A 24,494-nucleotide genomic window follows, 5' to 3' on the forward strand; every position below is an offset into this window, starting at 1 on the left:
CATCCTGCGGTGGGCTCCCGCCGTACACGTGAGGATTCCGTCGTGTGTTCCGCGTACTCCCCGGGGCGCATCACCTCAGGGGGACGCGGGGGAACGTCGCGGCCACCACCCAGGTGCCGTCCTCCCTCGGGCCGTACGCCAGGGTGCCGCCGTAGGTCTCGACGTCGGCGGTGAGGCTGCGTAGCCCGTAGCCCGTCCCCTCCGCCCCGCGTGTGGCGTGGCGGGGCGGGTGGCTGGTGGCGGTGATCGTGACGCCGTCCCCGTCCCGGTCCGCGGCGAGGTCCAGGCGCGTGCCGGGCCCGCCGTACCTGAGCGCGTTGGTGGCCGCCTCGCCGACGAGCCGGTGCGCCACCGCGCGCACGGCGGCGGGCAGCTCGGCCACGAGCTGGGGCGGCGCCGCCGGAACGTCGAGACCTGCGGCGCGCAGCTGGTCCAGCCGCTCGGTGAGGTCGTCGGCCGCGGTCGCCACCTCCAGGGCGTCGAGGTCCCTGATGGCGTCGCGGACCTCGGCCAGCGCCTCCCGTCCCGCGCCGAGCACCCGGTCGACGCGCTCGCCGTCCGCGGGCGTCAACCGTGCGGCGGAGCGCAGCGCCTCCGTCTGGACCAGCATGACGGTGATCGTGCGGGCCAGGGTGTCGTGCAGACGCCGGGCCAGCAGCTCCCGGCCCTCGGCGGCGGCCAGCTGCTCCTCCACGACGCGGCGCTCCAGCCGCAGCCGGGCGCTCTCCGCCGCGAACGCGCTGCGCTCCCGCACGTTCCGGCGGCGTTCGACGCCCAGCATCCAGGCGGCGGCGAAGATGGCCACGACCTCCCCCAGGCCGCGCTGCGTGCTCGCGGCGACGGCCGCGGCGGTCACGCCGCACACGCCCCACCGGACCAGACGCGCCTCGCTGGTCGCCGCCGTGTACATCGCCACCAACGCCGGCAGGTAGCCCAGCGCGCGCGTCATCCCCGCCGCCATGTGCGCGGCCGTGAACACACCGACCACGCACAGCACGGCCCCGGGCGCGCGGCGGCGCCACGCCAGCGGCAGGATCTGGCCCACCGACAGCGGCACCGAGGCCGGTCCCCCAGCCGCGAACAGCGCGGCGGCCACGGCCGTGAGCGCGACGTCCACCACGACCTGCCACCTGACGCGCAACCGGCCGGCGAGCACCTGCCTCACACCGCCTCGCTTCCCCCGAGCCCCTACCATCGGGCACATGATCCGGCTTGTCATAGTCGACGACCAGGCACTGGTACGGGAAGGCCTCGCCCTCATCCTGGGCGCCCAGCCGGACGTGGACGTGGTCGGCGAGCTGGCGGACGGCCAGGCGCTGCTCGACCTCTTCGCCGCCGATCAGGACCCCGCGGACGTCGTGCTGCTCGACCTGTACCTGCCCGGCATGGACGGCGTGCGGGCGCTGTCCCTGCTGCGCGGCGCGCACCCGGAGACACGCGCACGCGTCCTGATGCTCACCGCCGTCGGGCGCGCCGCCGACATCCAGCGCGCCCTCGCCGCCGGTGCCGACGGCTTCGTGCTCAAGGACGCCAGCGGCGGCGAGCTGGCCGCCGCCGTACGCGCCGCGCATGGCGGGGTGACGGCGCTCAGCTCGTCAGCGGTCGACATGCTGTGGCCCAAGCAGCGCCCGGCGACCGTTCCACCCGCGGGAGCCGGGGTCGGCACGCTGACCAGGCGGGAACGCGAGATCCTCGGCCTGATCGCGCAGGGGATGGCCAACCAGGACATCGCCGGCGCGCTGACGCTGGCGGAGCGCACGGTGAAGACGCACGTCAGCAACATCCTGGCGAAGCTGCAGGTGAGCAGCCGCACCCAGGCCGCGCTGCTCGCGCGCGACCTGCTGCGCCAGTCCTGAAAGCCGCACGGCCGCGACCAGCCGAGCCCTGAAAGCCGCACGGCCACGACCGGCCGAGCCCTGAAAGCCGCACGGCCACGACCGGCCGAGCCCTGAAAGCCGCACGGCCACGAACCGCCGAGGGAGTCCTACGAGGCAGTCCTAAAGGCATAGTGCGGCTACGTCCTTCGCCGGTTCTCCTCGGCTGCCGCGGCGGCGATCCTGGTGCCGCCGTCTACCTCCAGGAGCCTGCCACCATGCGTTTCCGACGCCGCACCGTCGTGCTCGTCGCCCTGCTCGCACTCGCCGCCTTCGTGTACGTGAACAACGCCTCGTGGCGGGCCGCCGACGGAGGCCCGCCCCTGCTGCTGGCCCACCGCGGGCTCGCCCAGACCTTCCGCTTCGACGGCATCACCAACGACACCTGTACGGCGGAGCGCATCCACCAGCCGGAGCACCCGTATCTGGAGAACACCCTCGACTCGATGCGCGCCGGCTTCGCGGCGGGCGCCGACATGGTGGAGTTCGACGTCCAGGTGACCAGGGACGACCGCATCGCCGTCTTCCACGACGCCACGCTCGACTGCCGCACCGACGGCACGGGCGCCGTGCGGGACCACACGCTCGCCGAGCTGAAGAGGCTCGACATCGGCCACGGCTACACCGCCGACGACGGCGCCACCCACCCGTTCCGCGGCAAGGGCGTGGGCGGGATGCCGGTCATCGAGGAGGTCATGGCCGCCTTCCCCGGCCGGGAACTGCTCATCCACGTCAAGAGCGACGAACCCGCCGACGGCGAGCGGCTCGCCGGCTACCTCGCCACGCTGCCCGCCGACCGGCTGCGCACGGTCGCCGCCTATGGGGGCGACCAGCCGGTGGCGGCGCTGAGGAGGAGGCTGCCCGGCCTGCACGTCATGTCGCGGCAGACGATGCAGGACTGCCTGCTGCGCTACGCCGCCGTCGGCTGGACGGGATACGTGCCGGACTCGTGCGAGAACACGCAGCTGCACCTTCCCGAGCAGTACGCCCGGTGGATGTGGGGCTGGCCGCACACCTTCGTCGCCCGGATGCGCGAGCACGGCACCCGGGTGATCGTCGTGGCGGGATCGGGGGACTTCTCCGAAGGCTTCGACACCCCCGCCGATGTCGCCAGGATCCCCGAGGGGTACTCCGGCGGCGTCTGGACCAACCGCGTCGACCGCGTGGCCTCCCTGCTGCGCCACCGGCCGAGCCTGCGCCACCGGCCGAGCTGACGGTCTCCGCCGGGCACCGGTGGCTCAGCGCTCCCGCCCGCACCGGTACCGGCCCCGGTGCGGGCGGCCGTCACGGGCGCCAGTACAGTGCGGGGTCGGGGTGCTCGACGAAGCCGAGCGACCGGTAGAGCGGTTCACCGTCGCGGGAGGCGTGCAGGTCGACGCGGGCGACGTCCTGTTCGCGGAACCAGTCGAGCAGCCCGTGCATGATCGCGCGGCTGTGGCCGCGGCGCCGGTAGGCGGGGTCGGTGACCACGCCGATCACGTGCCCGACCCGGCCGTTGTGCGAGTGCGGGCCGGGGAACCACTGCTCGATGGTGCCGATGCCGCAGGCGGCGAGACCGTTGTCGCCGTCCACGACCAGGATGCACGCGTCGTCGGCGGTCAGCTTGTGCTTCAGAACCGTGGTGAGCGCGTGCCGCCACTCGTCGCCCGCCGAGGAGGGGTTGAAGAAGTCGCCGCCGAGGGTCGCGAACAGCAACGCCCGCAGGCGCACGAGTTCCGCGACGTCATCCTCGACCGCCTGCCGTACATCGCTGTGGTACCTCATACCCAACAGCCTGATGTAATGAGCTTATGCATCTCAACCCTTACGGCGAGGGCGCCGTGAAGCTGGCCGCGAGCCTGGCCAACCGGCGCCCGGCGACCGCGGACGAGCTCGCGGACCGCTGCCGCGCCGCCGGGCTGGTGCTGGAGCGCCCGGTCACGCCGCAGGACCTCGGCCACACCCTGGACACGCTGGACGCGTGGGAGAAGATCGTCGACGCCCCCGACGAGCACGAGCGCGCCGCACTGCTCAACCGCATGCTGGCGGCGGCCGCGGCCTACCCGCGGCTGACCGACCACTCCGGATCCGGCTGGCACCTGCACTACCGCGACGACCGGCAGCCGCTCGGCCCCGTGCTGTTCGCGCTGATCTCCGTCGGCACCGCGCTGCACCTGGCGGGGCGGGGGATGCACCGGCTGCAGCGGTGCGCCGTGGACGGGTGCACCCTGGTCTTCGCCGACACCTCCCGCACCGGACGGCAGCGCTACTGCTCCCACCGGTGCGCCAACCGCGACGCGGTTCGCCGCCACCGCGCCCGAGTCACACCCATGACCTCGCCGTGAGCCCTTTCCAGCAGGCCCCTCAGCCCGGCGGAGCGGCGCGCCGCAGCCGGACGGCCGGGAGCAGGCCGCCCGCCGTGGCCGGGGCGCCGGGAACCGCCGTGACCAGCAGCCCCTCGATCGGGACGGCGATGCCGGTGCCCGTGCGAAACCGGCCCAGTTCCTCCCGGGCGTCCGCGATGATCCTGCCGTACACCTCGTCGCTGATCCGTTCGCGGAGCGGCGTGCTCTCGACCTCGATCCGCACCAGCTCGTCGACGGAGCCGAGCCGTACCGTCCCGGTGCGGGCGGTGATGGCGGTGACCCGCAGCCCGGCGGCGGCGAACAGCCCCGCCAGCGCGTCGGTGTCGCCCAGCTTCCAGTAGGCGCTCAGCAGGCTGACCGCTTCGGGCCCCGCGTGGCGGGCGGCCACCTGGACGAGCGGGCCGTAACCCGGCTGCCGCTCCAGCCGCGCCCACACCTGGACGGCCACGCGGCCGTCCGTGGCCACGACGCGCGCCATCTCGCGCAGGGCGCGGACGGGGTCGGGGAAGAACATCAGCGCCGACTGGCACAGCACGGCGTCGAACGACCCGTCGGCGAACGGCAGATCCGCCGCGTCGCCCTGCCGCCATTCGAGGTCGGGGCGCAGCCGCCGGGCGACGGCCAGCATGGCCGCGTTGAGGTCGAGGCCGGTCACCCGTCCCCGCTCCCCGGCGCGCCGGGCGGCGGCGCGGGCGACGACACCCGTGCCGCAGGCGACGTCGAGGACCCGCTGGCCGGCCGCGACGCCGGCCGCCTCGACCAGCCGCGGCGCCCATTCGCCGAAGATCGCGGGAACCAAACTCGACTCGTAGCTCTCCGCCTGGTCGACCGAGAGCTGGAACGTCTCCATCGGGCTGCTCATCGCGCACGCTCCGTGTCAGGTGGCCGGGTTCCCGGCCAGCATGCGCCGCGACCAGGCACGGGAGCATGGGGCGACTGCCCTATTCGCGGGCGCGTTCGCGGCGGGATAATCGTGACGTGGGGGTCGATGAGGCCGTTGCCGCCGGGAGGGCCGCCCTCGCGGCAGGTCACTGGAAGGACGCCCGCGCCGCCTTCGAGACCGCCCTCGCGCGGGAGGAGACTCCTGAGGCGCTCGACGGGCTGGGGCAGGCGCTGTGCTGGCTGGGCGAGTACGGCACGGCGGTCGCACTACGCGAGCGGGCCTTCGCAGGCTTCCGCGCCAGAGGTGAGACGCGGTATCCGGCGGTGATCGCGGCCTACTGGCTGGCGTTCGAGTACGTCGCGCTGTACGGGAACTACGCGGTCGCCGGCGGATGGCTGGAACGCGGGAAGCACCTCGCCGAGGCGGCGGGCGACTGCCCCGAGCGGGGCTGGGTCGAGCTGGCCTGCGCGATGGCGAGTGACGACCAGGCCGTCAGGCTGCGGCACATCGAGGCCGCGCGGCGCCTCGCCGTACGTTTCGGCGACACGGACCTGGAGTTCGACGCCCTGGCCTACAGCGGCGTGTGCCTGGTGGAGCGGGGCCGTACCGATGAGGGCATGCGCCGGCTCGACGAGGCCGCGGCGGCCGCTGTGGGCGGCGAGGTGCGGAACGTGGCGGTGGTCGGCGAGATCTACTGCAAGATGCTGCTGGCCTGCGAGATGGTTCTCGACGTACGGCGGGCCGAGCAGTGGACGGCCGTGGTCGAGGCGTTCGTGCGGCGCACCGACGTCGTGTGGGCCGCGGCCATCTGCCGGATGTACTACGGCGGGATCCTCACCGCCGCGGGCCGGTGGGCCGAGGCCGAGCACGAGCTGACCACGTCCGTCCGCCTGTACGACGCCAGCTACCGGGCCCTCCGTTCCGGCTCGGTGGCACGCCTGGCCGACCTGCGCGTACGGCAGGGCCGGCTGGAGGAGGCGGAGCGGCTCCTCGACGGCCACGAGCACGACGGGTACGCCGTACGGCCGCTGGCCGGTCTGCACCTGGCTCGTGGCGAGGCGGAACGCGCCGCGACGGTACTCCGCCGCGGGCTGGCGGTGGACGGCCGGAGCGCCGAGAACCAGGGAGACCACGAGGACGGGGACCAAGGGGACCAGGGGGACCAGGAGGGCACAGACCAGGACGCGGACCAGGGGGACCACGAGGACGGCGGCCCCGAGGGCGAGACGTTGCGGGCGCCGCTGCTGGCGCTGCTGGTGGAGGCCGAGGCGGCGGCCGGGCACCTGGCGGCCGCCCGGCTGGTGTGCGCCCGGCTGCGCGCCCTGCCGGAAGCCGCCCGCACCCCGCTGACCAGGGCATTCACCGAGTATGCCGCCGCGCTCGCCGGCGAGGGCGAGGTCCGCGGCCATCTCGAGGCGGCTCTGGCGGGCTTCGTCGCGGCCGGCCTCCCGCTGGAGGAGGCCCGAGCCAGGCGGGCGCTGGCCGAGGCCCTGCGCCCGTCCGCGCCCGAGGCGGCGATCGCCGAGGCCCGGACGGCGCTGGCCGTCTCCGAACGGCTCGGCGCCCGCGCCGACGCCGACGCGGCGGCCGCGCTGCTGCGCTCGCTGGGGGTGCGCGGCAGGACCGGGCCCAAGCAGGTCGGCGTCCTGTCGAAGCGGGAGCGGGAAGTGCTCCACCTGATGGGGCTCGGGCTGTCCAATCCCGAGATCGCCGAGCGGCTGTTCATCAGCCGCAAGACCGCCTCCCACCATGTCAGCAACGTGCTGGCCAAGCTGGGCCTGCGCAACCGCGCCGAGGCCGCCGCCTACGCGACGGCCCGGGCGCGGGGCGAGGATCTCGACAGACCCACTTCAGGTAAGTAGCTTCTTCTCAGTAAGGGCGCCGCCCTCGCGTCCGGAGGGCACACTCCACCGGGAGACGACCATGAACCACAGCCCCGCGGCGTGCCGGGCCCGCGAGATCCTCGACCGCGTGGGCGGGAAGTGGTCGCTGTCGGTGATCCATCAGCTCGGCTCGGGCACCAAGCGCTTCACCGAGCTCAACCGCGGCATCGACGGCATCAGCCACCGCATGCTGGCCGTCACGCTGCGGGAGCTGGAGCGTGACGGCATCGTCTCCCGCACCGTCCGCGCGGTCATGCCGCCGCATGTCGAGTACGCGCTCACCACCATGGGCCGCGCCCTGCTCGACACCATGGGCGGCCTGGTCGTGTGGGCGGAGGACCACCTCGGCGAGATCGACGCCGCCCGCGCCGCCTTCGACGCCCGGACGGCGACCGGGGGTGACCGTCCCTGAGCCAGGGGCCGGCGGACGCCGTCCACGAAGGTGATCCCGTTCGGTGCGTTCGTCGAGGTGGCGGATGGGGTCGAGGGGCTGGTCCATGCCTCGGAGTTCCCTCTCGACGTAATGACATCAGAACAAGAAGGATCTTGCGGAGAGAACTGCGCTACTGCGCGACGCTCAGGACGCCGGCCTGTCCGCCTCCTGGAAGGGGCAGCCGACACATTGTCGATCAACAGGAGCCCTCAATACACTGCTGGTCATTTGGGGCTGCGGCCGAGAGAAGGCGGAGCCTGGGCGGACCCACCCTGGTCGTAGGAGGGGCGTTGAAGCTGGGCTATTGGATGCTGGGCATCGGGGCAGTGGTGCTACTGGTCTGGCTTGTGGTGTCGAAGGACGCGCAGGAGCCCAGGTGCGGCGGCGAGAGGATGAGCAGCGGCGATTATTGCTCGAGCCGCCGGACGGGGCCCGACAGCTATGAGGAGAAGAAGGAGGATGCCGCGGCGGTCGCCTTCGGGATGGGGCTGATCGGCGGGACCCTCGTGGTGGGCGGCGCGCTCCTGGTGGTCGGCGAACGCGCGACGCGTAGCTTCCGAGACGGCAGCAGACAATGGGCCAGGATCCAAAGGCGGCGGGCTCAACTGGTGTTGGACATTCGCGCCACTGAACTCCCGCTCGTATCGGGGCGGGGCTACAACCAGCGAGAAGTCGATGCCTACATCGAACGGATCATTGCGGGCCTCGAAGGAAGGGATCCCGCCGTTCGCAGGGAGAAGAACCATCCGAGCGGGATCTCGATCCTCCATGGCTTCTCGATGGCCTCACCCGGATACGACATACGTCACGTCGACGCCTTTCTAGACCATCTCTACGGCCTGCTGGACCGGGTTGACGGCAATTGACCTGGGCCAGCCAACCCCTCGCGTTCGAGGAACGTCGTCACGGCCGCGACCTAGTTGTCGTTGACGACAGCAACAGCCAACCCCCTCCCCTGGGCACGCTCCATGACGTCAGCCGCGCCGTACCGGGCCCCTTCGTCTCCATCTCGACGAGCGTGCTCAGGGCAAGCCGCCGTACGTCCGCCCTCCTGTGCCACGAGGTGCAGGAAGTCTGCCGCCCGCACGTCGACCAGCTGGACCGCAGCCCCGCCCACCGCGCCGGCCGCCGGCGTGGCACGCCGCCTCCGGCCGCGCACCGAACCGGGTCCCCATCCCGCCCATATCACTCCGCTAGCCAGGAAGAGCAGTGAGCGATCGCGACCACGGGTACCGGGGGAGCACAGCCGACCGGGAACCGGCGGAAGACAGGCCCCAGGCCCTCAGACTGCCCGACGACGTGGATGACGACGCCGGGCCAAGGGCGATGGCTGAGGGCGGCGGCCGAGATCAGGGCGTACGGCGGGAAAGGGCTACGGCCAGGGCGCCGATGAGGCAGCAGAGGGCGGCTGTCAGGTAGGCCAGGTGGTAGCCGTGCAGGCGATCGTGTTGCCCGCCGGTGGCGGTCGCGACCATGACGAGGACGGCGACGCCGACGCTTACATACGGCTCGAACAAGGGCAGAGCAGGAACGCCTCCGACGGCGTGCTCGACGCGCTCGCCCGCGCGCTGCGGCTGGACGAGACCGCGCGCCTCTACAGCCTGGCGAGGCCGACCAAGGCGCGGCGCAAGAAGATCCGCCCCGAGCGGCTCCGCCCCGGTCTCGCGGTCATGATCGAGTCGTTCGGGATGGTGCCGGCGTACGTCATCGGGCGCAGGAGCGATGTGCTCGGCTGGAACCGGATGGCGCACGCCCTCCTCGCGGGGCATCTCGACTTCGACGCGCCGCGGCTCGCGGAGGACAGGCCGAACATCCCCGCCGACGCGGGCCGGCGGCTGGTCGTGATCAATGCGAGGCCGGGCTCCTCTTCGGCCGCCGCCCTTCGTCTGCTGGCCGACCTGCACCCCCCTACCTCCGGAACGCTCTTCCTGGTCTCCGAAGCCCGGCATGCCCCGGTCTGCTCCGGACGAAGCCTCGGGGAGAACCCCGCCCGGGGTAGACGGCCGCCGCCTGCCCCGGGGTCGAGGAACGCAGGAACAGCCATGAGCGGTGAGAAAGATCTTGCAAGTCAACGACGAAGGGCGTCGCTTCCGCGGAGGACGCCCTTGAGGCGGGTCAGGGGCCGTCCACGTAGGCGCGGAAGTCGAGGATGGACAGCGGTGGCACCGGCTCGTCCTCCGTGCCCGGCGCGGGGCTGCGTTCCAGCAGTTGGGTGCCGACCACAGAGCCGCCGAACACCGCGTGCAGCCGTACCGTGCCGCCCGACAGGTTACGGAAACCGTGGGACACGCCGGGCGGCACGAGGATGACCGACCCGGGCCCCACCGGCTGCCATTCCCCGTCGTAGAACGCCTCCGCCTCGCCGTCGTCGATGATGAGGACCTCCTCGCTGGTGTGGAAGTGCACGGGGATGATCTCGTCCGGCGCGAGCTTCTCGAAGTTCAACACCAGGTTCTTCACGTAACGACCGTCAGGACGGGCCGGGTCGAGCACCAGGGAGTGGCGCGAGTTCGGCTTGTGGTTGTGCGGGTCCGGAGGGAAGGGCTGGTAGTCCATGCGAGTCACGATGCTCATGGCAGCAGTCTGGTTCCGCGTGCCCGGCGCAGGAAGATCGCACTTTTCGGGAACCCGGTGACCCCGAGGTAACCGCCGAGCCCGCGCGGCTATCGCATCCGCAACGCGAGCAGGAAGTCCACCCGCTGGTCCCAGGAGTTCAGCGACCGCCCGGTCAGCTCCTCGATCCGCTTCAACCGGTAGCGCAGCGTGTTGACGTGCACGTGCAGCCGGTCCGCCGTCGCCGACCACGACCCCGACTCCTCCAGGAACGTCTCCAGCGTCTCCAGCAGGTCCGTCTGGTTCGTGGCGTCGTAGGACTCCAGCCGTCCCAGGAGGCGCGCCCTGAACGAGCGCCGCAGCGGGTCGGGGATCGCCGCCAGCAGCGTCCGGTGCGAGCTGACGTCGTCGCCGGTCACCACGCTGACCCGCTCGGCGCCGAGGGAGGCGAGCGAGCGGGCGTGCCTGGCCTCCTCGATCAGCCCGCTCAACCCGGCGGGCCCGGTGGTCACGCTGCTGACGCCGAGCGCGATCCGCTCGTCGCCCAGCCCCGCCTCGAGGATGCGGGCGCCCTTCACCAGATGGCCGGTCAGTTCCGCCGCGCTGTTGCCCGCCAGCGGGACCAGCGCGATGGCCTCCTCCCCCGCCGCGGTCACGATGCCGGGCGCGAGCGGGCGCAGCAGCTCGTCGAGGACGGCGACGCCGACCTCGGGCCCCGCGGCCGTCAGGGCGACGACCAGCAGACCGTGCTCGGTCTCCACGTGGAGGGTGTGCAGGCGGGAGACGAGCCCCGGCAGGGACGCGTCGCCCGACTCCAGCAGGCGCAGCAACTGGTCGAGGACGCGGCGTTCGATGCGCTGGGCGGCCTCCAGGCGCGAGCGTTCGAGCGCGACGAGAGCGGCCAGCTCGACCAGGACGTCCTCGCTGTCGCCCTGAGCGCCCTCCCCCTGGTAGGCGAGGAACCAGTTGGCGATCCGGTGCGGGGCGCCCTTGCTGATCGGGAAGACCGACAGGCGGTCGACCATGCCGGGCAGGAAGCGCGCGGTGAGGAAGGTGTGGGCGAGGCGCGCCCTGGAGTCCTCGTCGAGCGGTTGCGAGCCGACGATCACCCGTCCGGTCGCCGACATCACCCAGCACGGCACGTCGAGCTCGCCCGCGACCGTGTCGACCAGCTTGGTGAGGCTGCCGCCGTCCACCAGGGTGCTGGCCAGGCGCCGGCGTCCGCCGGGCGGCCGGCGGGGCGCGGCGCCCAGCTCGGCGATCAGCGCCCGCAGCACCTGCTCGGTGACCTGGCTGAACGGCACGTCCACCGGCAGCGTGAGCAGCGGCAGCCCCGCGGCGGCGCAGGCGTCGATGAGGTCGGACGGCGGGACCTTGAGCGCGGTGCCGCACACGAGCGCCGCCACGTCGCCCAGGCCGCGCACGAAGGCGGTCGCGGACTCGGCGCCGGTGTGCCAGGTCAGCTCGGTCAGCACCAGCTCGCCCGGCTTGACGAAACGGGACGGGTCCGGCAGGTCGGTGGTGGCGACGCCGCGCACCCTGCGGTCGAGCAGGTCGTGGCCGGTCAGCACCTTCAGCGCGAGGTGGTCGTCGTGGACGAGGTCCCTCAGCCGCATGGCCAGCTCTCCTGGCGCCAGGCCGCGTCCCAGTACATCCACTCGAACCGGGCGGTGGTGATCGCCCGCTCCACCAGCCGCTCCCGCTCGTCGGCGGTCAGCGTCAGGCCGTCGAGCAGGTCGAGCACGCCCGCGACGGTGTCCTGGTAGTCCTCGCCGCCGTAGGTCTCGATCCACCACGCGTAGAGCGGGTCGGGCGACGACTCGGCCAGCAGCTTCTCCCCGACGCGGGCGTAGATCCAGTAGCAGGGCACGATCGCGCCCAGCGCCTCCGGGAAGGTGCCCAGCGAGCAGGTCCGCACCAGGTACGACGCGTAACCCACTGTGGTCGGTCCGGCGGGCGACTTCAGCGCCTCCGCCTCGTCGAGCCCGAACGCCGCCAGCAGCTCCAGGACGAGACTGTGCTCGACCTCGACGGTCCTGGCGGCGTCGGCGGCGAACCTGTGCACGGCCGACGGCTGCGGCGACCTGGCGGCGCAGGCGGCCAACGCCCTGGCGTAGTCGGGCAGGAAGTGCGCCTCCTGCATGACGTAGTGGCGGAAGGCCTCGCGCGGGAGCGAGCCGTCGGTGAGCCCTTCGAGGAAGGGATGCCGCAGGATCTGGCGATAGACGCCGTCCATCGCCCGCCACAGTTCGTCGCGAAACCTCACACTACGGGACGGTACATCACTATCCGTGGCGCGAGTTCGATGCCGAGCTCCCGCTCGTGCCGGACGATGGCGCGCAGCTCCGGCCCCGGGTCGTCCATGACGGCGAAACCGTGCCGCTCGTACCACGGCCCGTTCCACGGCACGTCGCGGAACGTGGTCAAGGTCACCCCCGGCGCGCCCACGGCCAGCGCGTGGTCGGCCACGGCCGCCACGAGCCTGCCGCCGATGCCCTGCCGCATGCTGTCAGGATGGACGGCCAGCTGGTCGAGATGGACGTTGCCGTCGACCATGCTGATCATGGCGAAGCCCCTGCCCTCCACCAGCACCCTGCCCGGGTCGTCACACTCCTCGACCATCGTGGTGCCCGGCGGGAAAACGATTCCGACCTGCGCGAACAGGCCATCGGCCGCACGCTCGACATCGGCCAGCCCCGCCAGCTCGTCCTTGTCCGCCCAACGCACCATCGACACGCACGCACCTTTCCCTGGATGGTGTGCACTGGCATTAGTGTGATGATCGTGTGCCGGCTGTGCGGAGCCGGAACCCCTCCACAGAATGTGCCCATGCTTCGGCATGGGCACATTCATTTTCACGGGTCGAGCCGGATGGAGCCGGATGGAGCCGGTTGGCGCCGGCGGTTCGCGCCGGTTGGCGCCGGCGGGTCGAGGCGGTTGGCGCCGGTGGCTCGGGCCGGCTACAGGTCGAGCAGGGCCTCCAGGCCCACCGTGAGCCCCGGCAGCTCGCCCACCCTGCGCACGCCGAGCAGCACGCCCGGCGTGAACGAGGCGCGGTTCATCGTGTCGTGCCTGATCGTCAGGATCTCGCCGGCGCCGCCGAGCAGCACCTCCTGGTGGGCGATCAGCCCGGCCAGCCGTACGGAGTGGACATGGACGCCGCCGACGTCGGCGCCGCGCGCCCCGTCGAGCGCTGAGCTGGTCGCGTCGGGCATCGCCGCCATGCCCGCCTTGGCCCGCGCCTCCGCCACCAGCTCCGCCGTCCGGCGGGCGGTGCCCGAAGGGGCGTCGGCCTTGTTCGGGTGGTGCAGCTCCACGATCTCGACCGAGTCGAAGTATCGGGCGGCCTGCTGGGCGAAGTGCATCATCAGCACCGCGCCGATGCCGAAGTTCGGGGCGATCAGGCAGTTGGTGCCGGGAAAGCGCTCCAGCCAGCCACGCACCGTGGCCAGCCGCTCCTCGTCGAACCCCGTGGTGCCCACCACCGGGTGGACCCCGTGGGAGATGGCCCACTCGAGGTTGCCCATGACCACGTCGGGATGGGTGAAGTCGACGACCACCTGCGCGCCCTCGAGCGACTCGATCGGATCGTCCTTGTCGACGGCCGCCACGAGCTCCATGTCGGTCGCCGCCTCGACGGCCCTGCACACTTCGACGCCGACCTTGCCGCGCGCCCCGAGCACACCCACTCTCATCACGCCCCCACCCTATCGGGCCGCCTCCGCCCGTACGGCGCCGGCGCGTCCTTCTCCCCGTACGGCAAGCGGGCCCACGCCCACCCCAGGCACGGGGCCGGTCCCTGTCCAGGGTGACGCCACTCCAGCGCACGGGGCCGGCCGCCGTTACGCGACACCCCCGACCGACCCACGGGGCCGGAGTCATGGGCCTCACGGGCCCCGAGGGTCCGCCGTCACAGCATCCACGGGCCCCGCAGCCATGGCGGCACGCCCCACGGGTCCCTCAGGCACGGCCACCGCATCACGGCATCGCCCCACGGGCCCCATGGTCACGGCGTCATGTGCAGGCCCCACGCGCCCCACAGGCACCGCGGCGCGGCGGGCAGTGCCGGCCCGCTGGAGTGGCCAGGCAAGCGAAAAGGCCACCGAGTGACCCCGGTGGCCTTGATCCCGCTGTGCCGTCAGGAGATCGCCGAGGAGAAGTCCTTGTCCGCGTACGGGCCGATGACCGCCAGGGTCAGCGGGCGGTTCAGCACGTCCTTGGCGACCGCCGCGATCTCCTCGGGGGTGACCGCGTCGATACGTCCCAGCACTTCGTCCACCGACATCAACTCGTCGTAGACCAGCTCGTTCTTGCCGATCCGCGACATCCGCGAGCCGGTGTCCTCCAGACCCAGCACCAGCCCACCGCGCATCTGGCCCTTGCCGCGCAGGATCTCCTCCTCGGTGATCCCGTCGGAGACCACCCTGGCCACCTCGTCGCGGCAGATCCGCAGCACGTCGTCGATCTTCGAGGGCAGGCAGCCCACGTAGATCCCGAACTGCCCCGTGTCGGCGTAGGCGGAGGTGTAGCTGTAGGCGGAGTAGGCCAGGCCGCGCTTCTCCCTGATCTCCTGGAACAACCGGGACGACATGCCGCCGCCCAGCGCCGCGTTGAGCACGCCGAGGGCGAAGCGCCGGTCGTCGGTGCGCGACATGCCGGTGGTGCCCAGGACGAGGTTGGCCTGCTCGGTGGGCCGGTCGAGCACCCTGACCTCCGACCGGCTCGGCGCACCGGGTCCGCTGGTGCGCGGCGGCGCGCACTCGCGGGGTCCCTCCAGCGCGCCCGCCCGCTCGTAGGCCCGCGCCACCAGCTCCACCACGTGCTCGTGCTGGATGTTGCCGGCGACGGAGACGACGGTGCGCGGCGGCCGGTAGTAGGTGCGGTAGTACTCGACGATCCGGTCACGCCCGAGGGCGTTGATGGACTCGACCGTGCCGAGGATCGGCCGCCCGATCGGCGAGTCGCCGTACAGGGCGGCCGAGAACTGCTCGTGCACCACGTCGGAGGGGTCGTCGTCGTGCATGGCGATCTCTTCGAGGATCACGCCACGCTCGGACTCGACGTCCTCCTCGGTGACGAGCGAGGAGGTGACGACGTCGGCCAGCACGTCGACGGCCAGCGGCAGGTCCTCGTCGAGCACCCGCGCGTAGTAGCAGGTGTACTCCTTGGCGGTGAAGGCGTTGATCTCGCCGCCGATGCCCTCGATGGACGCGGAGATCTGCATGGCGTCACGCGTCGGCGTGCCCTTGAACAGCAGGTGCTCGAGGAAGTGCGTGGCCCCCATGTGCTCGGGGGCCTCGTCACGCGAGCCGATGCCGACCCACATGCCGACCGCGACGGAGCGCACGGTCGGCATGGTCTCGGTCACCACACGCAGCCCACCGGGGAGGACGGTGCGCCTGACCACCCCGGCACCGTCCCTACCAGGATGCAACGTGACAGTGGTCACGAGGCCTCCTTCGTCGGCCCCGTGACCACGGTGCCGTGTCTACTGGTGCCCTCGCTTCGCTCGGTCACGAGTTCCGGTCTTCTCCGTCGGTCGCGGCGGGCTTGCGGACCCTGGTGCGGGTACGGCGGGGCTTGTCCTCGCGCGGCTTGTCCTCGGCGGGGGCGGCGGCGGCCGGAGCGGCCTCCTCCTCCGGCGCGGCGGCAGCGGTGGCCTCCTTGGCGGCGGCCTCCTTCTCGATGACCTCGACCGGCACCAGCGACAGCTTGCCCCGCGAGTCGATCTCGGCGATCTCCACCTGGATCTTCTCGCCGACGCCCATGACGTCCTCGACGTTCTCGATGCGCTTGCCGCCGTGCAGCTTGCGGATCTGCGAGACGTGGAGCAGGCCGTCCTTGCCCGGCATCAGCGAGATGAAGGCGCCGAAGGCGGCGATCTTCACGACCGTGCCCAGGTAGCGCTCGCCCACCTCGGGCATGTGCGGGTTGGCGATGGCGTTGATCGCACTGCGGGCGGCCTCGGCCGAGGGGCCGTCGGTCGCGCCGATGTAGATCGTGCCGTCGTCCTCGATGGTGATCTCGGCGCCCGAGTCGTCCTGGATCTGGTTGATCATCTTGCCCTTGGGGCCGATGACCTCGCCGATCTTGTCGACCGGGACCTTGATGGTGATGATGCGCGGCGCGGTCGGGTTCATCTCCGCCGGGGAGTCGATCGCCTCCTGCATCACGTCGAGGATCGCCAGGCGGGCGCCCTTGGCCTGCTTCAGCGCGGCGGCCAGCACGGAGGCCGGGATGCCGTCGAGCTTGGTGTCGAGCTGGAGGGCCGTGATGAGGTCCTTGGTGCCGGCGACCTTGAAGTCCATGTCGCCCATGGCGTCCTCGGCGCCCAGGATGTCGGTCAGGGTGACGTAGGTGTCGCCCTCGCCGATCAGGCCCATGGCGATGCCCGCGACCATCTCCTTGAGCGGGACACCGGCGTCCAGCAGCGCCATCGTGCTGGCGCAGACCGAACCCATCGAGGTGGAGCCGTTGGAGCCGAGCGCCTCGGAGACCTGGCGGATGGCGTAGGGGAACTCCTCGCGCGACGGCAGGACCGGGATCAGCGCCCGCTCGGCCAGCGCACCGTGGCCGATCTCGCGGCGCTTGGGCGAGCCGACGCGGCCCGTCTCACCCGTGCTGTAGGGCGGGAAGTTGTAGTTGTGCATGTAGCGCTTGGTCCGCTCGGGGTTGAGCGTGTCGACGACCTGCTCCATGCGCAGCATGTTCAGCGTGGTGATGCCCAGGATCTGGGTCTCGCCGCGCTCGAACAGCGCCGAGCCGTGCACCCGCGGGACCACGTGGACCTCGGCGTTGAGCGCGCGGATGTCCTTCGGACCACGCCCGTCGATGCGGACGCCCTCCTTGATGACCCGCTCGCGCATGAGCTTCTTGGTCAGGCTGCGGAAGGCGGCGCTCAGCTCCTTCTCGCGACCCTCGAAGTCGGGCAGCAGCTTCTCGGCCACCAGGCCCTTGACCCTGTCGAGCTCGGCCTCGCGCTCCTGCTTGCCGGCGATCGTCAGCGCCGCGGCGAGCTCGGACTTGACCGCGCCCTCGACGGCCTCGAGCGCGTCGTCCTGGTAGTCGAGGAAGACGGGGAACTCGGCCGTCTCCTTGGCCGCGACCTTGGCGACCTTGGACTGCGCCTCGCACAGCACCTTGATGAACGGCTTGGCCGCCTCGAGGCCCTGCGCGACGCTCTCCTCGGTCGGGGCGGCGGCGCCCTCGCCGACCAGCTTGAGCGTGTGGTTGGTCGACTCGGCCTCGACCATCATGATCGCGACGTCGCCGTCGTCGAGGACGCGACCGGCCACGACCATGTCGAAGGTCGCGCGCTCCAGCTCGGGGTGGGTCGGGAAGGCGACCCACTGGCCGTCGATCAGCGCGACGCGGACGCCGCCGATCGGGCCGGAGAAGGGCAGCCCCGCCAGCTGGGTCGACAGCGAGGCGGCGTTGATCGCGATCACGTCGTAGAGGTGGTCGGGGTGCAGCGCCATGACGGTCGCCACGACCTGGACCTCGTTGCGCAGGCCCTTGACGAAGGACGGGCGCAGCGGCCGGTCGATCAGGCGGCAGGTGAGGATGGCGTCCTCGGAGGGACGGCCCTCACGGCGGAAGAACGAGCCGGGGATGCGGCCCGCGGCGTACATGCGCTCCTCGACGTCGACCGTCAGCGGGAAGAAGTCGAGGTTGTCCTTGGGACTCTTGGACGCGGTGGTGGCCGACAGGACCATCGTCTCGCCGTCGAGGTAGGCGACGGCGGAGCCGGCCGCCTGCCGGGCGAGCCGGCCGGTCTCGAACCTGATCGTGCGCGTGCCGAACGAGCCGTTGTCTATGACGGCTTCGGCGGTGTGGACACCCTCCACGGGGGACCTCCTTGATGGTTGGTCACCCGCGCCCTCTTTCACCGGCACCCTTCGTAAGGTGCAGCGCCGGTCTTCGATCGAAGCGCCCGGTCACGATGACCGGAAGCCACTACCGAGGACCGGCCCGCAGGCGTCGCGGGTCGCATGGTGCTGTAGCGGACGCGGGGGCTTTCAGTGTGTCTCGGATATTCAGTTGTCCGACACTAGGCGCGCCGGATGCCATATGCGAAGGGAGCGGCGCCGAGCGCCGCTCCCTTCCTACTCTATCGGCGCAGGCCCAGCCGCTCGATGAGCGAACGGTAACGCGCGATGTCGTTGTTCTGCAGGTACTTCAGCAGGCGACGCCGGCGACCGACGAGCAGCAGCAGGCCACGACGGCTGTGGTGGTCGTGCTTGTGCGTCTTGAGGTGCTCGGTGAGCTCGCTGATGCGCTTGCTGAGCAGCGCGATCTGCACCTCGGGCGACCCGGTGTCGCCCTCGGCCGTCGCGTACTCGGCGATGATTGCCTTCTTGGCAGCGGTGTCGAGGGACACGGCTCTCCTTCGATCTACGGACACGCGTCGATGAGATGAGATTGCGAGCGACCGTGCGTGCCTACAGTCGCCGCGAGAAGGCACTTCAGGGCAGCGCACAGCGCCACCGTTACAGAGCCGACATGCAAGGTTACCATTGCGGTCCGCTCCCTGACACATCGTTCTTGCCGGGCCGCGGCCGAACCGTCCGTACGCCGCCCGTGGCGGTCACCCCCGTCGCCAGTGTCCCGGGCGGCTGAGCGACGGCGGGATGCGCGTGGCCGCGTCTCCCCTGGCGGCGTCGAGCTGCGACTGGGTGAGGAACAGGCAGCCGCGCAGGTCGGCGCCGCTCAGGTCGGCGTTCCTGAAGTCGGCGCCGATCACGTCGGCTCCGCGCAGGTCCGCGCCCCGCAGGTCGGCGCCGATCAGGTAGCCGCCCCGCAGGCTCGCGCGGCGCAGGTCGGCCCCCTTGAGCCTGGCGCCCATGAGATCCGGCTTCATCGTGCGCCCGAGCCGCTGCCCGCCGTGGCCGCGCACCAGCTCGCCGGCCTGCCGCAGCAGGGGCGCGACCGCCGCGCGCAGCGCCCCCGTGTCGGCCTTCACCAGGACGTCGGCGTCACCGCCGATGAGCTCCTCGATCTCGTCGGCGGCCCGGCCCAGCTCCCCGTGGACGGCCTCGGCCGCCGGCCAGCCCAGCGCCTCGGTGACGTAGTAGAGCAGCTCGTGCAGGTCGCGCATGACGGGGAAGACCTCGCCTGCCCGGCCCGCCAGACCCGTCTGGGTGACCTGCTGGCCGGCGCCGAAGCAGTCGTAGACGGTGCAGCCGGGGAAGCCCTTGTCCCGCAGCTGGGCGTGGATGCCGCAGCGGTGGTCGGCGCGCAGGTTCGGGCACGCCGTTCCGGCCGGCTTGTCGATCGCGAAGTCGGCCGAGGCCGCGAACGCCGGCACGACGCAGCACAGGCCGGCGCAGCTCGCGCAGTCGGCACGCAACGACGCCAGGGCCCGGCGGCCGCCGGCTCCCTCGTCCACATGGTGTCCCACAGATGTTCCTCAGGTGCTCAGGCGGGGTGCGGCCGTCCGCCGGTCAGGCGGCGGACCTCGGCCACGTCGGCATGGATCTGGTCGATGAGCGCCTCGATGGAGTCGAACCTGGTGTTGCCGCGCAGGCGCGCGCCGAAGTCGACGGCCACGTGCATGCCGTACAGGTCGAGGTCGTCCCGGTCGAGCGCGTAGGCCTCCACCGTCCGCGGCACGCCCTCGAAGGTGGGGTTGGTGCCGACCGAGATGGCGGCGGGCCAGACGCAGCCGTCGTAGCCGGCCGGCAGGTTGCCGACCGCGACGCACCGCAGCCAGCCCGCGTAGACGCCGTCGGCGGGGATGGCGGTGTTGGGCGCGGTCTCGACGTTGGCCGTGGGGAAGCCGAGCTGGCGACCGCGCTGGTAGCCGCGCACGACGACGCCCTCCACCCGGTGCGGGCGGCCCAGCGCCTCGGCCGCGGACTCGACGTCGCCCGCGGCAACGAGCTCGCGGACCAGAGTGGATGAAACACCGGACACCAGGGGGATCTCCTCGACCGTGAAGTCGTACTTGTCGCCCAGCTCGCGCAGGGTCGCGGGGTCGCCGGCGGCCTTGTGGCCGAAGGCGAAGTTCGCGCCGACCACGACCGCCGCAGCGCGCAACCGTTCGGCGAGCACGCTCTGGGCGAAGTCGGCGGGGCTGAGGCGCGACAGCTCCATCGTGAACGGCACCACAAGCACCTCGTCGACGCCCAGCGCGGCCAGCAGCTCGGCCCGCTGCCGCGCGGTGGTCAGCCGGGGCGGCTGGGTGCCGGGCCTGACGACCTCGGCGGGATGCGGCTCGAACGTCAGCGCCACGCACGGCAGGCCGAGCGAGCGGGCGACGGCCACGGCGCGCTCGACCACCCGCCGGTGACCGAGGTGCACGCCGTCGAACACGCCGACCGTGACGACGGATCTTCCCGACTCCTGCACGCCCGCGCCCCATTCGCTCTCGTGGCGGATCAACCACCCTCAAGCGTGCCATGCCTCGCGGGGTGTTTCGCAACGGGGTGACGGCGGGTGCCGGTGTTCCGACCGGGAGCAGGCGAAACAGCCCAGGCGGTACCATCCGCTGCATGTCCCGATACGCCTTGCTGATCCTGCCCGCCTTCAACCGGGTCTACGGCGAGAGTGCCGTCCGCCTGACACGCAGCGAGCTGGAGGTCTTCGCGGCCGTCTCCGACGTGGAGGAGACGCGGATCGGCGGCGTGCCGTACGTGACGTTCGAGGCCGACGAGCCCGACCTCGGGCTGCTGTCGAACCTGTCGTCCGTCTACGCGATCTTCGGTATCGAGGGCGACCTGCTGCGGCCCCTGCAGATGCGCCCGCTCGACCGGCTCTCCAGCGACCTCATCACCATCCAGAAGTACGCGGGCAAGACCAACGAGCACTTCACCAAGCTGCTGCTCAACGTCACCGTGCTGGCCTCCGACTTCCCGTTGGACGGCCATCTGTCGGTGTTCGACCCGATGTGCGGCCGCGGCACCACGCTCAACCAGGCCCTCATGTACGGCTACGACGCCTACGGCATCGACGTCGACGGCAAGGACTTCGACGCCTACAGCGGCTTCCTCAAGACGTGGCTGAAGAACAAGCGGCTCAAGCACACCGCCGAGACCGTGCCGGTCAGGCGGGAGCGGGCGCTGATCGGCCGGCGGCTCAACGTGTCGTTCGGGCTGTCGAAGGAGGCGTTCAAGGCGGGCGAGACGCAGCAGGTGGCCGTGGTCAACGCCGACACCCTGCGCGGCCGCGAGTTCTTCAGGCCACGCTCGTTCGACGTCGTCGTGACCGACGCGCCGTACGGCGTGCAGCACGGCAGCAAGGGCGCGACGGGCCTGTCCCGCAGCCCGCTCCAGCTCATCGCCAAGGCGGTGCCGGTGTGGGCAGAGCTGCTACGGCCGGGCGGCGCGATCGGCATCGCCTGGAACACCTACGGCGGGTCGCGCGACGACCTCGCCGCCATCCTGGCCGCGCACGGGCTCGAGGTGTGCGACTACCCCGACTTCGCCCACTGGGTGGACCAGGCGATCGTCCGCGACATCATGGTCGCCCGCAAGCCGTAGCCCCGCCGGGGTCGCCCGCCCGCCGGAGAGCGGGCCAGCCGAGGTACAGGCCCAAGCCGGGCAGTTGGTCAGCCGGCTGCCGGGGAGCCGGTCAGCCGGCGAAGACCGCCAGGGGGCGAGCGGTGCGCCCCTGCTCCTCCACCAGCGCCAGCAGCTCCCCGTCCGGCCCGAACACCCCGATCGGCCCCTTGCCGAGCCCGGCCGACGGCAGCCGCCCGCCGTGCGAGATCACCCGCGCCTCCTCGGCGGTCACGTCCCGCCGGGGGAAGGCCGCCGACACGGCCGCGCCGATCGGCAGCACCACGCATTCACCGGCCAGCTCCTCGATCGTCCTGGCGAGGGACAGGTCGTACGGCCCCACCCTGGTGCGCCGCAGCGACGTCAGGTGACCGCCGACCCCGAGCGCCGCCCCCAGGTCCCTGGCCAGGGCCCTGATGTAGGTCCCGCTGGAACACCTGATCGTCGCCCTGATGTCGGGCCCGTCGATGGACTCGACGGCGAAGTCGTACACGGTGACCGGCCGGGCGGCCAGCTCGACCTCCTCGCCGGCCCGCGCCCGCTTGTAGGCGCGCTCGCCGTTCACCTTGATCGCCGACACCTGCGGAGGCACCTGCATGATCCGCCCGGTCAGCGCCTCGATGCCCTTGCGCACGGCCTCGGCCGTCACACCGTCCGTCGCCGCGGTGGCGATGACCTCGCCCTCGGCGTCGTCGGTGTTGGTGGTGACGCCCAGCCTGATCGTCGCCTCGTAGACCTTCTCGGTCAGCGCGAGGTGTCCCAGCAGCCGGGTCGCCTTCTCCACGCCGATCACCAGCACGCCGGTGGCCATCGGGTCGAGCGTGCCGGCGTGCCCGACCCGCCGGGTGCCCGCGATGCGCCGCATCTTGCCGACCACGTCGTGGGAGGTCCAGTCGGCGGGCTTGTCCACGATGATCAGACCGCTCTCGGCCATCTACTCTTCCTCAGCAGTTCTCGAAACCGGTCCATCGTCACGTCAACGCCGTCGTGGGAGGTGAATCCCGCCGCGTACCGGTGGCCGCCGCCGCCGAGCGCCGTGCAGATCGCGCCGACGTCGACCCCGCCCTTGGAACGGGTGGACACCTGCCACACGCCGTCGTCGTCCTGTTTCAGCACCACCGCGACGTCGGCCTCGTCGGTGCGGCGGATCACGTCGATGATCGCCTCCACCTCGGAGTACGGCAGGCCGTAGGCGGCCCTGTCGGTGTGGGTGACGTACGTCCACACCAGGTCGTCGTCCAGCACCACGCGGTCGAGGGCCGCGCCGAGCACCTTCAGGTACCCGAACGGGGAACGGTCCCACAGCTCGCGGGCGATCTCGTCGGTGCGCAGCCCGGCCGCCACGAGCCTGGCCGCCATCAGGTGCGCGGCAGGCGTCGTCGAGGAGTGGCGGAACGAGCCGGTGTCGGTCACCAGCCCGACGTACAGCAGCGTCGCCATGTCGCGGTCGAGCGGCTGCCCGAGGCGCCGGATCAGCTCCTCGGTGAGGACGGCCGTCGCCGCCACACCGGGATCGATGAGGCTCACGGTGCCGAAGCCGTGGTTGGAGGCGTGGTGGTCGACGACGATCACCTCCCGCGCCTTGCCCGCGTTGGCCGCCAGCAGCCCGAGCCGGTCGAGCGTCGAGGAGTCGAAGGTGATCATCACCTCGGGCTCGGCGGGGAAGGCGGAGGGGACCGTGAGCAGATCCTGCGCGGGCAGGAACCGCAGCAGCCTGGGAACCGCGAACCTGCGCTCGCCGAAGGAGGCGACCACCCGCTTGCCCATCGCGACCAGCGCCTTGGCCGCGGCCAGCATCGAGCCGAGCGCGTCGCCGTCGGGCGAGATGTGGCAGGCCAGCGCCACCTCGTCGGCGTCGCGGATCAGCTCGAGCGCCCGGTCCCACACCGCTTCGGGGATCGCCTGCGGTGCTCCCGCGACCGGACCGCCCGCCTGCGTGCTCAGGCCCGCACGTTCGGGGGCGCCGGCTGACGCGGGGCGCGCCGAACCGCCGCCCGCCGTACCCGGAGGAGGTCCGGCGGACCGGCGGCGGGTCTCGTCACGCACGTCCGGCGTCACGTCGCGGAGTATCCCGCGCGATCGGAGACTTCGTCCTCGTCCTCGTCCTCGTCGAGCTCCGGCTTCTTGTACGGGTCGGCCTCACCCGCGTAGGCGGCGCCCTCGGCCCGCCTGGCCACCTCCGCGTCACGCTCCTTCGCCGCCGCGAACAGTTCGTCCATCTGGCGGGCGCTGTCGGGCAGCGGGTCGTGCTTGAACGTCAGCGTCGGAGTGAAGCGGACGCCGGTCTGCCTGCCCACCTCCGAGCGGATGATCCCCTTCGCGCTCTCCAGCGCCGCGGCGCTGTCGGCGCGCTCGGCCTCGGAGCCGAACACCGTGTAGAAGACCGTCGCCTCCCGCAGGTCAGCGGTGATACGTGTGTCGGTCACGGTCACGAAGCCCAGGCGCGGGTCCTTGATCCGGCGCTCCAGCATCTCGGCGACGACCTGCTGGATGCGGTCGGCGAGCTTGCGTGCCCGTGCGGCGTCCACCATCTTGATCCCCCTAGTGTTCGGTCAGTCTTCGTCGTTGTAGAGCCGCTGCCTGGCCGACAGCAACTCGATATCGGGGCGGTAGGCCACCAGCCGCTCGCAGGCGTCCATCACCTCGCCGCAGTTGCCCGCGGTGGCGGAGACGACGGCGATGCCGATCTCCGCCCTGCGGTGCAGGTCGAGATGGCCGGTCTCGGCGACGGCGACGCTGGGGAAGCGCCGCTGCACCTCGGCGACGATGGGACGCACCACGGATCGCTTCTGCTTCAGCGAGTGCACGTCGCCGAGCAGGATGTCCAGGGTCAGGGCACCGACATACATCGTTGGCAACCACCGCAGGTCCGATGTCCGGTCGCGGGCGAGGCCGTCCGGGCGGGCCGCGGTGGAGAGCCCTGTCCGGTTCCTCGCACGCTCCGCGCGCCCGGGCCGTCCCCTGGCGTGCGGCGGTGCCGTCCGTGCGGACACGATCGGCACCAGTATCGACAACGTACCCGTAC

General features: G+C 71.9%; 25 protein-coding genes and 1 pseudogene. 9 read left to right on the forward strand and 17 right to left on the reverse strand.

Translation table 11 applies throughout. From position 1 onward, the window contains the following. Nucleotides 1-70: 70 nt before the first annotated feature. Nucleotides 71-1,165 (reverse strand): sensor histidine kinase, encoded by a 1,095-nt coding sequence (locus ACWDLG_RS07275; protein ID WP_449916943.1) that lies wholly within the window; start codon nucleotides 1,163-1,165, stop codon nucleotides 71-73. A gap of 37 nt (nucleotides 1,166-1,202) precedes the next feature. Here ACWDLG_RS07275 and ACWDLG_RS07280 point away from each other — a divergent pair, with 37 nt between their 5' ends. Both ACWDLG_RS07280 and ACWDLG_RS07285 read left to right on the forward strand, forming a co-directional pair. Beyond that, on the forward strand, nucleotides 1,203-1,856 hold the full coding sequence (locus tag ACWDLG_RS07280) for a response regulator (RefSeq protein ID WP_449916945.1): 654 nt from the start codon (nucleotides 1,203-1,205) through the stop codon (nucleotides 1,854-1,856). Nucleotides 1,857-2,092: 236 nt separating this feature from the next. Continuing rightward, nucleotides 2,093-3,088, forward strand: coding sequence for a glycerophosphodiester phosphodiesterase family protein (locus tag ACWDLG_RS07285; protein WP_449916947.1), 996 nt, complete (start codon nucleotides 2,093-2,095; stop codon nucleotides 3,086-3,088). A 70-nt stretch (nucleotides 3,089-3,158) separates the two neighbouring features. Here ACWDLG_RS07285 and ACWDLG_RS07290 read toward each other — a convergent pair whose 3' ends face one another. After that, nucleotides 3,159-3,638 carry a GNAT family N-acetyltransferase gene (locus ACWDLG_RS07290; protein ID WP_449916949.1) on the reverse strand — a complete coding sequence of 160 codons (480 nt, stop codon included), beginning with the start codon at nucleotides 3,636-3,638 and terminating at the stop codon, nucleotides 3,159-3,161. A 26-nt stretch (nucleotides 3,639-3,664) separates the two neighbouring features. Between ACWDLG_RS07290 and ACWDLG_RS07295 the strand changes: the two genes are divergently transcribed. After that, the gene (locus tag ACWDLG_RS07295) at nucleotides 3,665-4,198 is read left to right on the forward strand and encodes a CGNR zinc finger domain-containing protein (protein ID WP_449916951.1); all 534 of its coding nucleotides are present in this window, start codon (nucleotides 3,665-3,667) and stop codon (nucleotides 4,196-4,198) included. A gap of 19 nt (nucleotides 4,199-4,217) precedes the next feature. On the opposite strand, the gene ACWDLG_RS07300 is transcribed toward ACWDLG_RS07295, so the two are convergent. Next, complete coding sequence (locus ACWDLG_RS07300) at nucleotides 4,218-5,081, reverse strand: class I SAM-dependent methyltransferase (RefSeq protein ID WP_449916953.1); 864 nt, start codon at nucleotides 5,079-5,081, stop codon at nucleotides 4,218-4,220. Between the two features lie 116 nt (nucleotides 5,082-5,197). On the opposite strand from ACWDLG_RS07300, the gene ACWDLG_RS07305 reads away from it, so the two are divergent. The 5 genes and pseudogenes from ACWDLG_RS07305 to ACWDLG_RS07325 all read left to right on the forward strand — a co-directional run. Beyond that, entirely contained in the window at nucleotides 5,198-6,964 is a 1,767-nt protein-coding gene (locus ACWDLG_RS07305; RefSeq protein WP_449916956.1) for a LuxR C-terminal-related transcriptional regulator, read from the forward strand. A gap of 61 nt (nucleotides 6,965-7,025) precedes the next feature. Next, on the forward strand, nucleotides 7,026-7,397 hold the full coding sequence (locus ACWDLG_RS07310) for a winged helix-turn-helix transcriptional regulator (protein ID WP_354906724.1): 372 nt from the start codon (nucleotides 7,026-7,028) through the stop codon (nucleotides 7,395-7,397). 30 nt (nucleotides 7,398-7,427) lie between these two features. Continuing rightward, nucleotides 7,428-7,700, forward strand: a complete 273-nt coding sequence (locus ACWDLG_RS07315; protein ID WP_449916960.1) for a hypothetical protein — start codon at nucleotides 7,428-7,430, stop codon at nucleotides 7,698-7,700. Between the two features lie 8 nt (nucleotides 7,701-7,708). Beyond that, on the forward strand, nucleotides 7,709-8,284 hold the full coding sequence (locus tag ACWDLG_RS07320; RefSeq protein ID WP_449916961.1) for a DivIVA domain-containing protein: 576 nt from the start codon (nucleotides 7,709-7,711) through the stop codon (nucleotides 8,282-8,284). A gap of 822 nt (nucleotides 8,285-9,106) precedes the next feature. Then, nucleotides 9,107-9,157, forward strand: a pseudogene (locus ACWDLG_RS07325) (hypothetical protein); the annotation flags it as partial. 376 nt (nucleotides 9,158-9,533) lie between these two features. On the opposite strand, the gene ACWDLG_RS07330 reads toward ACWDLG_RS07325, so the two are convergent. The 10 genes from ACWDLG_RS07330 to ACWDLG_RS07375 all read right to left on the reverse strand — a co-directional run bounded on the left by ACWDLG_RS07330 (nucleotide 9,534) and on the right by ACWDLG_RS07375 (nucleotide 20,351). Beyond that, a complete protein-coding gene (locus tag ACWDLG_RS07330; protein WP_449916964.1) occupies nucleotides 9,534-9,992 on the reverse strand; it encodes a cupin domain-containing protein in 459 nt (152 codons plus the stop codon). A gap of 89 nt (nucleotides 9,993-10,081) precedes the next feature. Continuing rightward, the gene (locus tag ACWDLG_RS07335; protein WP_449916967.1) at nucleotides 10,082-11,587 is read right to left on the reverse strand and encodes a PucR family transcriptional regulator; all 1,506 of its coding nucleotides are present in this window, start codon (nucleotides 11,585-11,587) and stop codon (nucleotides 10,082-10,084) included. Continuing rightward, nucleotides 11,578-12,237, reverse strand: a complete 660-nt coding sequence (locus ACWDLG_RS07340; RefSeq protein ID WP_354906728.1) for a TenA family protein — start codon at nucleotides 12,235-12,237, stop codon at nucleotides 11,578-11,580. Before ACWDLG_RS07340 ends, ACWDLG_RS07335 begins: the two co-directional genes overlap by 10 nt. After that, nucleotides 12,234-12,701, reverse strand: coding sequence for a GNAT family N-acetyltransferase (locus tag ACWDLG_RS07345; protein WP_354906843.1), 468 nt, complete (start codon nucleotides 12,699-12,701; stop codon nucleotides 12,234-12,236). The genes ACWDLG_RS07340 and ACWDLG_RS07345 overlap by 4 nt, the downstream gene beginning before the upstream one ends. A gap of 230 nt (nucleotides 12,702-12,931) precedes the next feature. Next, nucleotides 12,932-13,669 carry a 4-hydroxy-tetrahydrodipicolinate reductase gene (gene dapB / locus ACWDLG_RS07350; RefSeq protein ID WP_449916969.1) on the reverse strand — a complete coding sequence of 246 codons (738 nt, stop codon included), beginning with the start codon at nucleotides 13,667-13,669 and terminating at the stop codon, nucleotides 12,932-12,934. 440 nt (nucleotides 13,670-14,109) lie between these two features. After that, on the reverse strand, nucleotides 14,110-15,420 hold the full coding sequence (locus ACWDLG_RS07355; protein WP_354906729.1) for a M16 family metallopeptidase: 1,311 nt from the start codon (nucleotides 15,418-15,420) through the stop codon (nucleotides 14,110-14,112). A gap of 64 nt (nucleotides 15,421-15,484) precedes the next feature. Next, on the reverse strand, nucleotides 15,485-17,818 hold the full coding sequence (locus tag ACWDLG_RS07360; protein WP_449916972.1) for a polyribonucleotide nucleotidyltransferase: 2,334 nt from the start codon (nucleotides 17,816-17,818) through the stop codon (nucleotides 15,485-15,487). Nucleotides 17,819-18,081: 263 nt separating this feature from the next. After that, nucleotides 18,082-18,351 carry a 30S ribosomal protein S15 gene (gene rpsO, locus ACWDLG_RS07365; RefSeq protein WP_354906731.1) on the reverse strand — a complete coding sequence of 90 codons (270 nt, stop codon included), beginning with the start codon at nucleotides 18,349-18,351 and terminating at the stop codon, nucleotides 18,082-18,084. A gap of 207 nt (nucleotides 18,352-18,558) precedes the next feature. After that, nucleotides 18,559-19,371: a pentapeptide repeat-containing protein gene (locus tag ACWDLG_RS07370; RefSeq protein ID WP_449916976.1), complete on the reverse strand. Its 813-nt coding sequence runs from the start codon at nucleotides 19,369-19,371 to the stop codon at nucleotides 18,559-18,561. A 17-nt stretch (nucleotides 19,372-19,388) separates the two neighbouring features. Then, nucleotides 19,389-20,351, reverse strand: a complete 963-nt coding sequence (locus ACWDLG_RS07375) for a bifunctional riboflavin kinase/FAD synthetase (RefSeq protein WP_354906845.1) — start codon at nucleotides 20,349-20,351, stop codon at nucleotides 19,389-19,391. A 113-nt stretch (nucleotides 20,352-20,464) separates the two neighbouring features. On the opposite strand from ACWDLG_RS07375, the gene ACWDLG_RS07380 reads away from it, so the two are divergent. Beyond that, nucleotides 20,465-21,451 carry a TRM11 family SAM-dependent methyltransferase gene (locus ACWDLG_RS07380; RefSeq protein ID WP_449916979.1) on the forward strand — a complete coding sequence of 329 codons (987 nt, stop codon included), beginning with the start codon at nucleotides 20,465-20,467 and terminating at the stop codon, nucleotides 21,449-21,451. A 91-nt stretch (nucleotides 21,452-21,542) separates the two neighbouring features. Here the strand turns inward: ACWDLG_RS07380 and truB are convergent, their stop codons facing one another. The 4 genes from truB to ACWDLG_RS07400 are packed head-to-tail and all read right to left on the reverse strand — an operon-like array spanning nucleotide 21,543 to nucleotide 24,318. Next, nucleotides 21,543-22,403 (reverse strand): tRNA pseudouridine(55) synthase TruB, encoded by an 861-nt coding sequence (gene truB / locus ACWDLG_RS07385; protein WP_449916982.1) that lies wholly within the window; start codon nucleotides 22,401-22,403, stop codon nucleotides 21,543-21,545. Continuing rightward, a complete protein-coding gene (locus ACWDLG_RS07390) occupies nucleotides 22,385-23,527 on the reverse strand; it encodes a DHH family phosphoesterase (RefSeq protein ID WP_449916984.1) in 1,143 nt (380 codons plus the stop codon). The genes truB and ACWDLG_RS07390 overlap by 19 nt, the downstream gene beginning before the upstream one ends. Then, the gene (gene rbfA, locus ACWDLG_RS07395) at nucleotides 23,524-24,000 is read right to left on the reverse strand and encodes a 30S ribosome-binding factor RbfA (RefSeq protein WP_354906736.1); all 477 of its coding nucleotides are present in this window, start codon (nucleotides 23,998-24,000) and stop codon (nucleotides 23,524-23,526) included. Before rbfA ends, ACWDLG_RS07390 begins: the two co-directional genes overlap by 4 nt. A gap of 21 nt (nucleotides 24,001-24,021) precedes the next feature. Beyond that, nucleotides 24,022-24,318: a DUF503 domain-containing protein gene (locus ACWDLG_RS07400; protein WP_354906737.1), complete on the reverse strand. Its 297-nt coding sequence runs from the start codon at nucleotides 24,316-24,318 to the stop codon at nucleotides 24,022-24,024. Nucleotides 24,319-24,494: the final 176 nt, after the last annotated feature.

The sequence above is a fragment of the Nonomuraea sp. NPDC003727 genome (assembly GCF_053586935.1).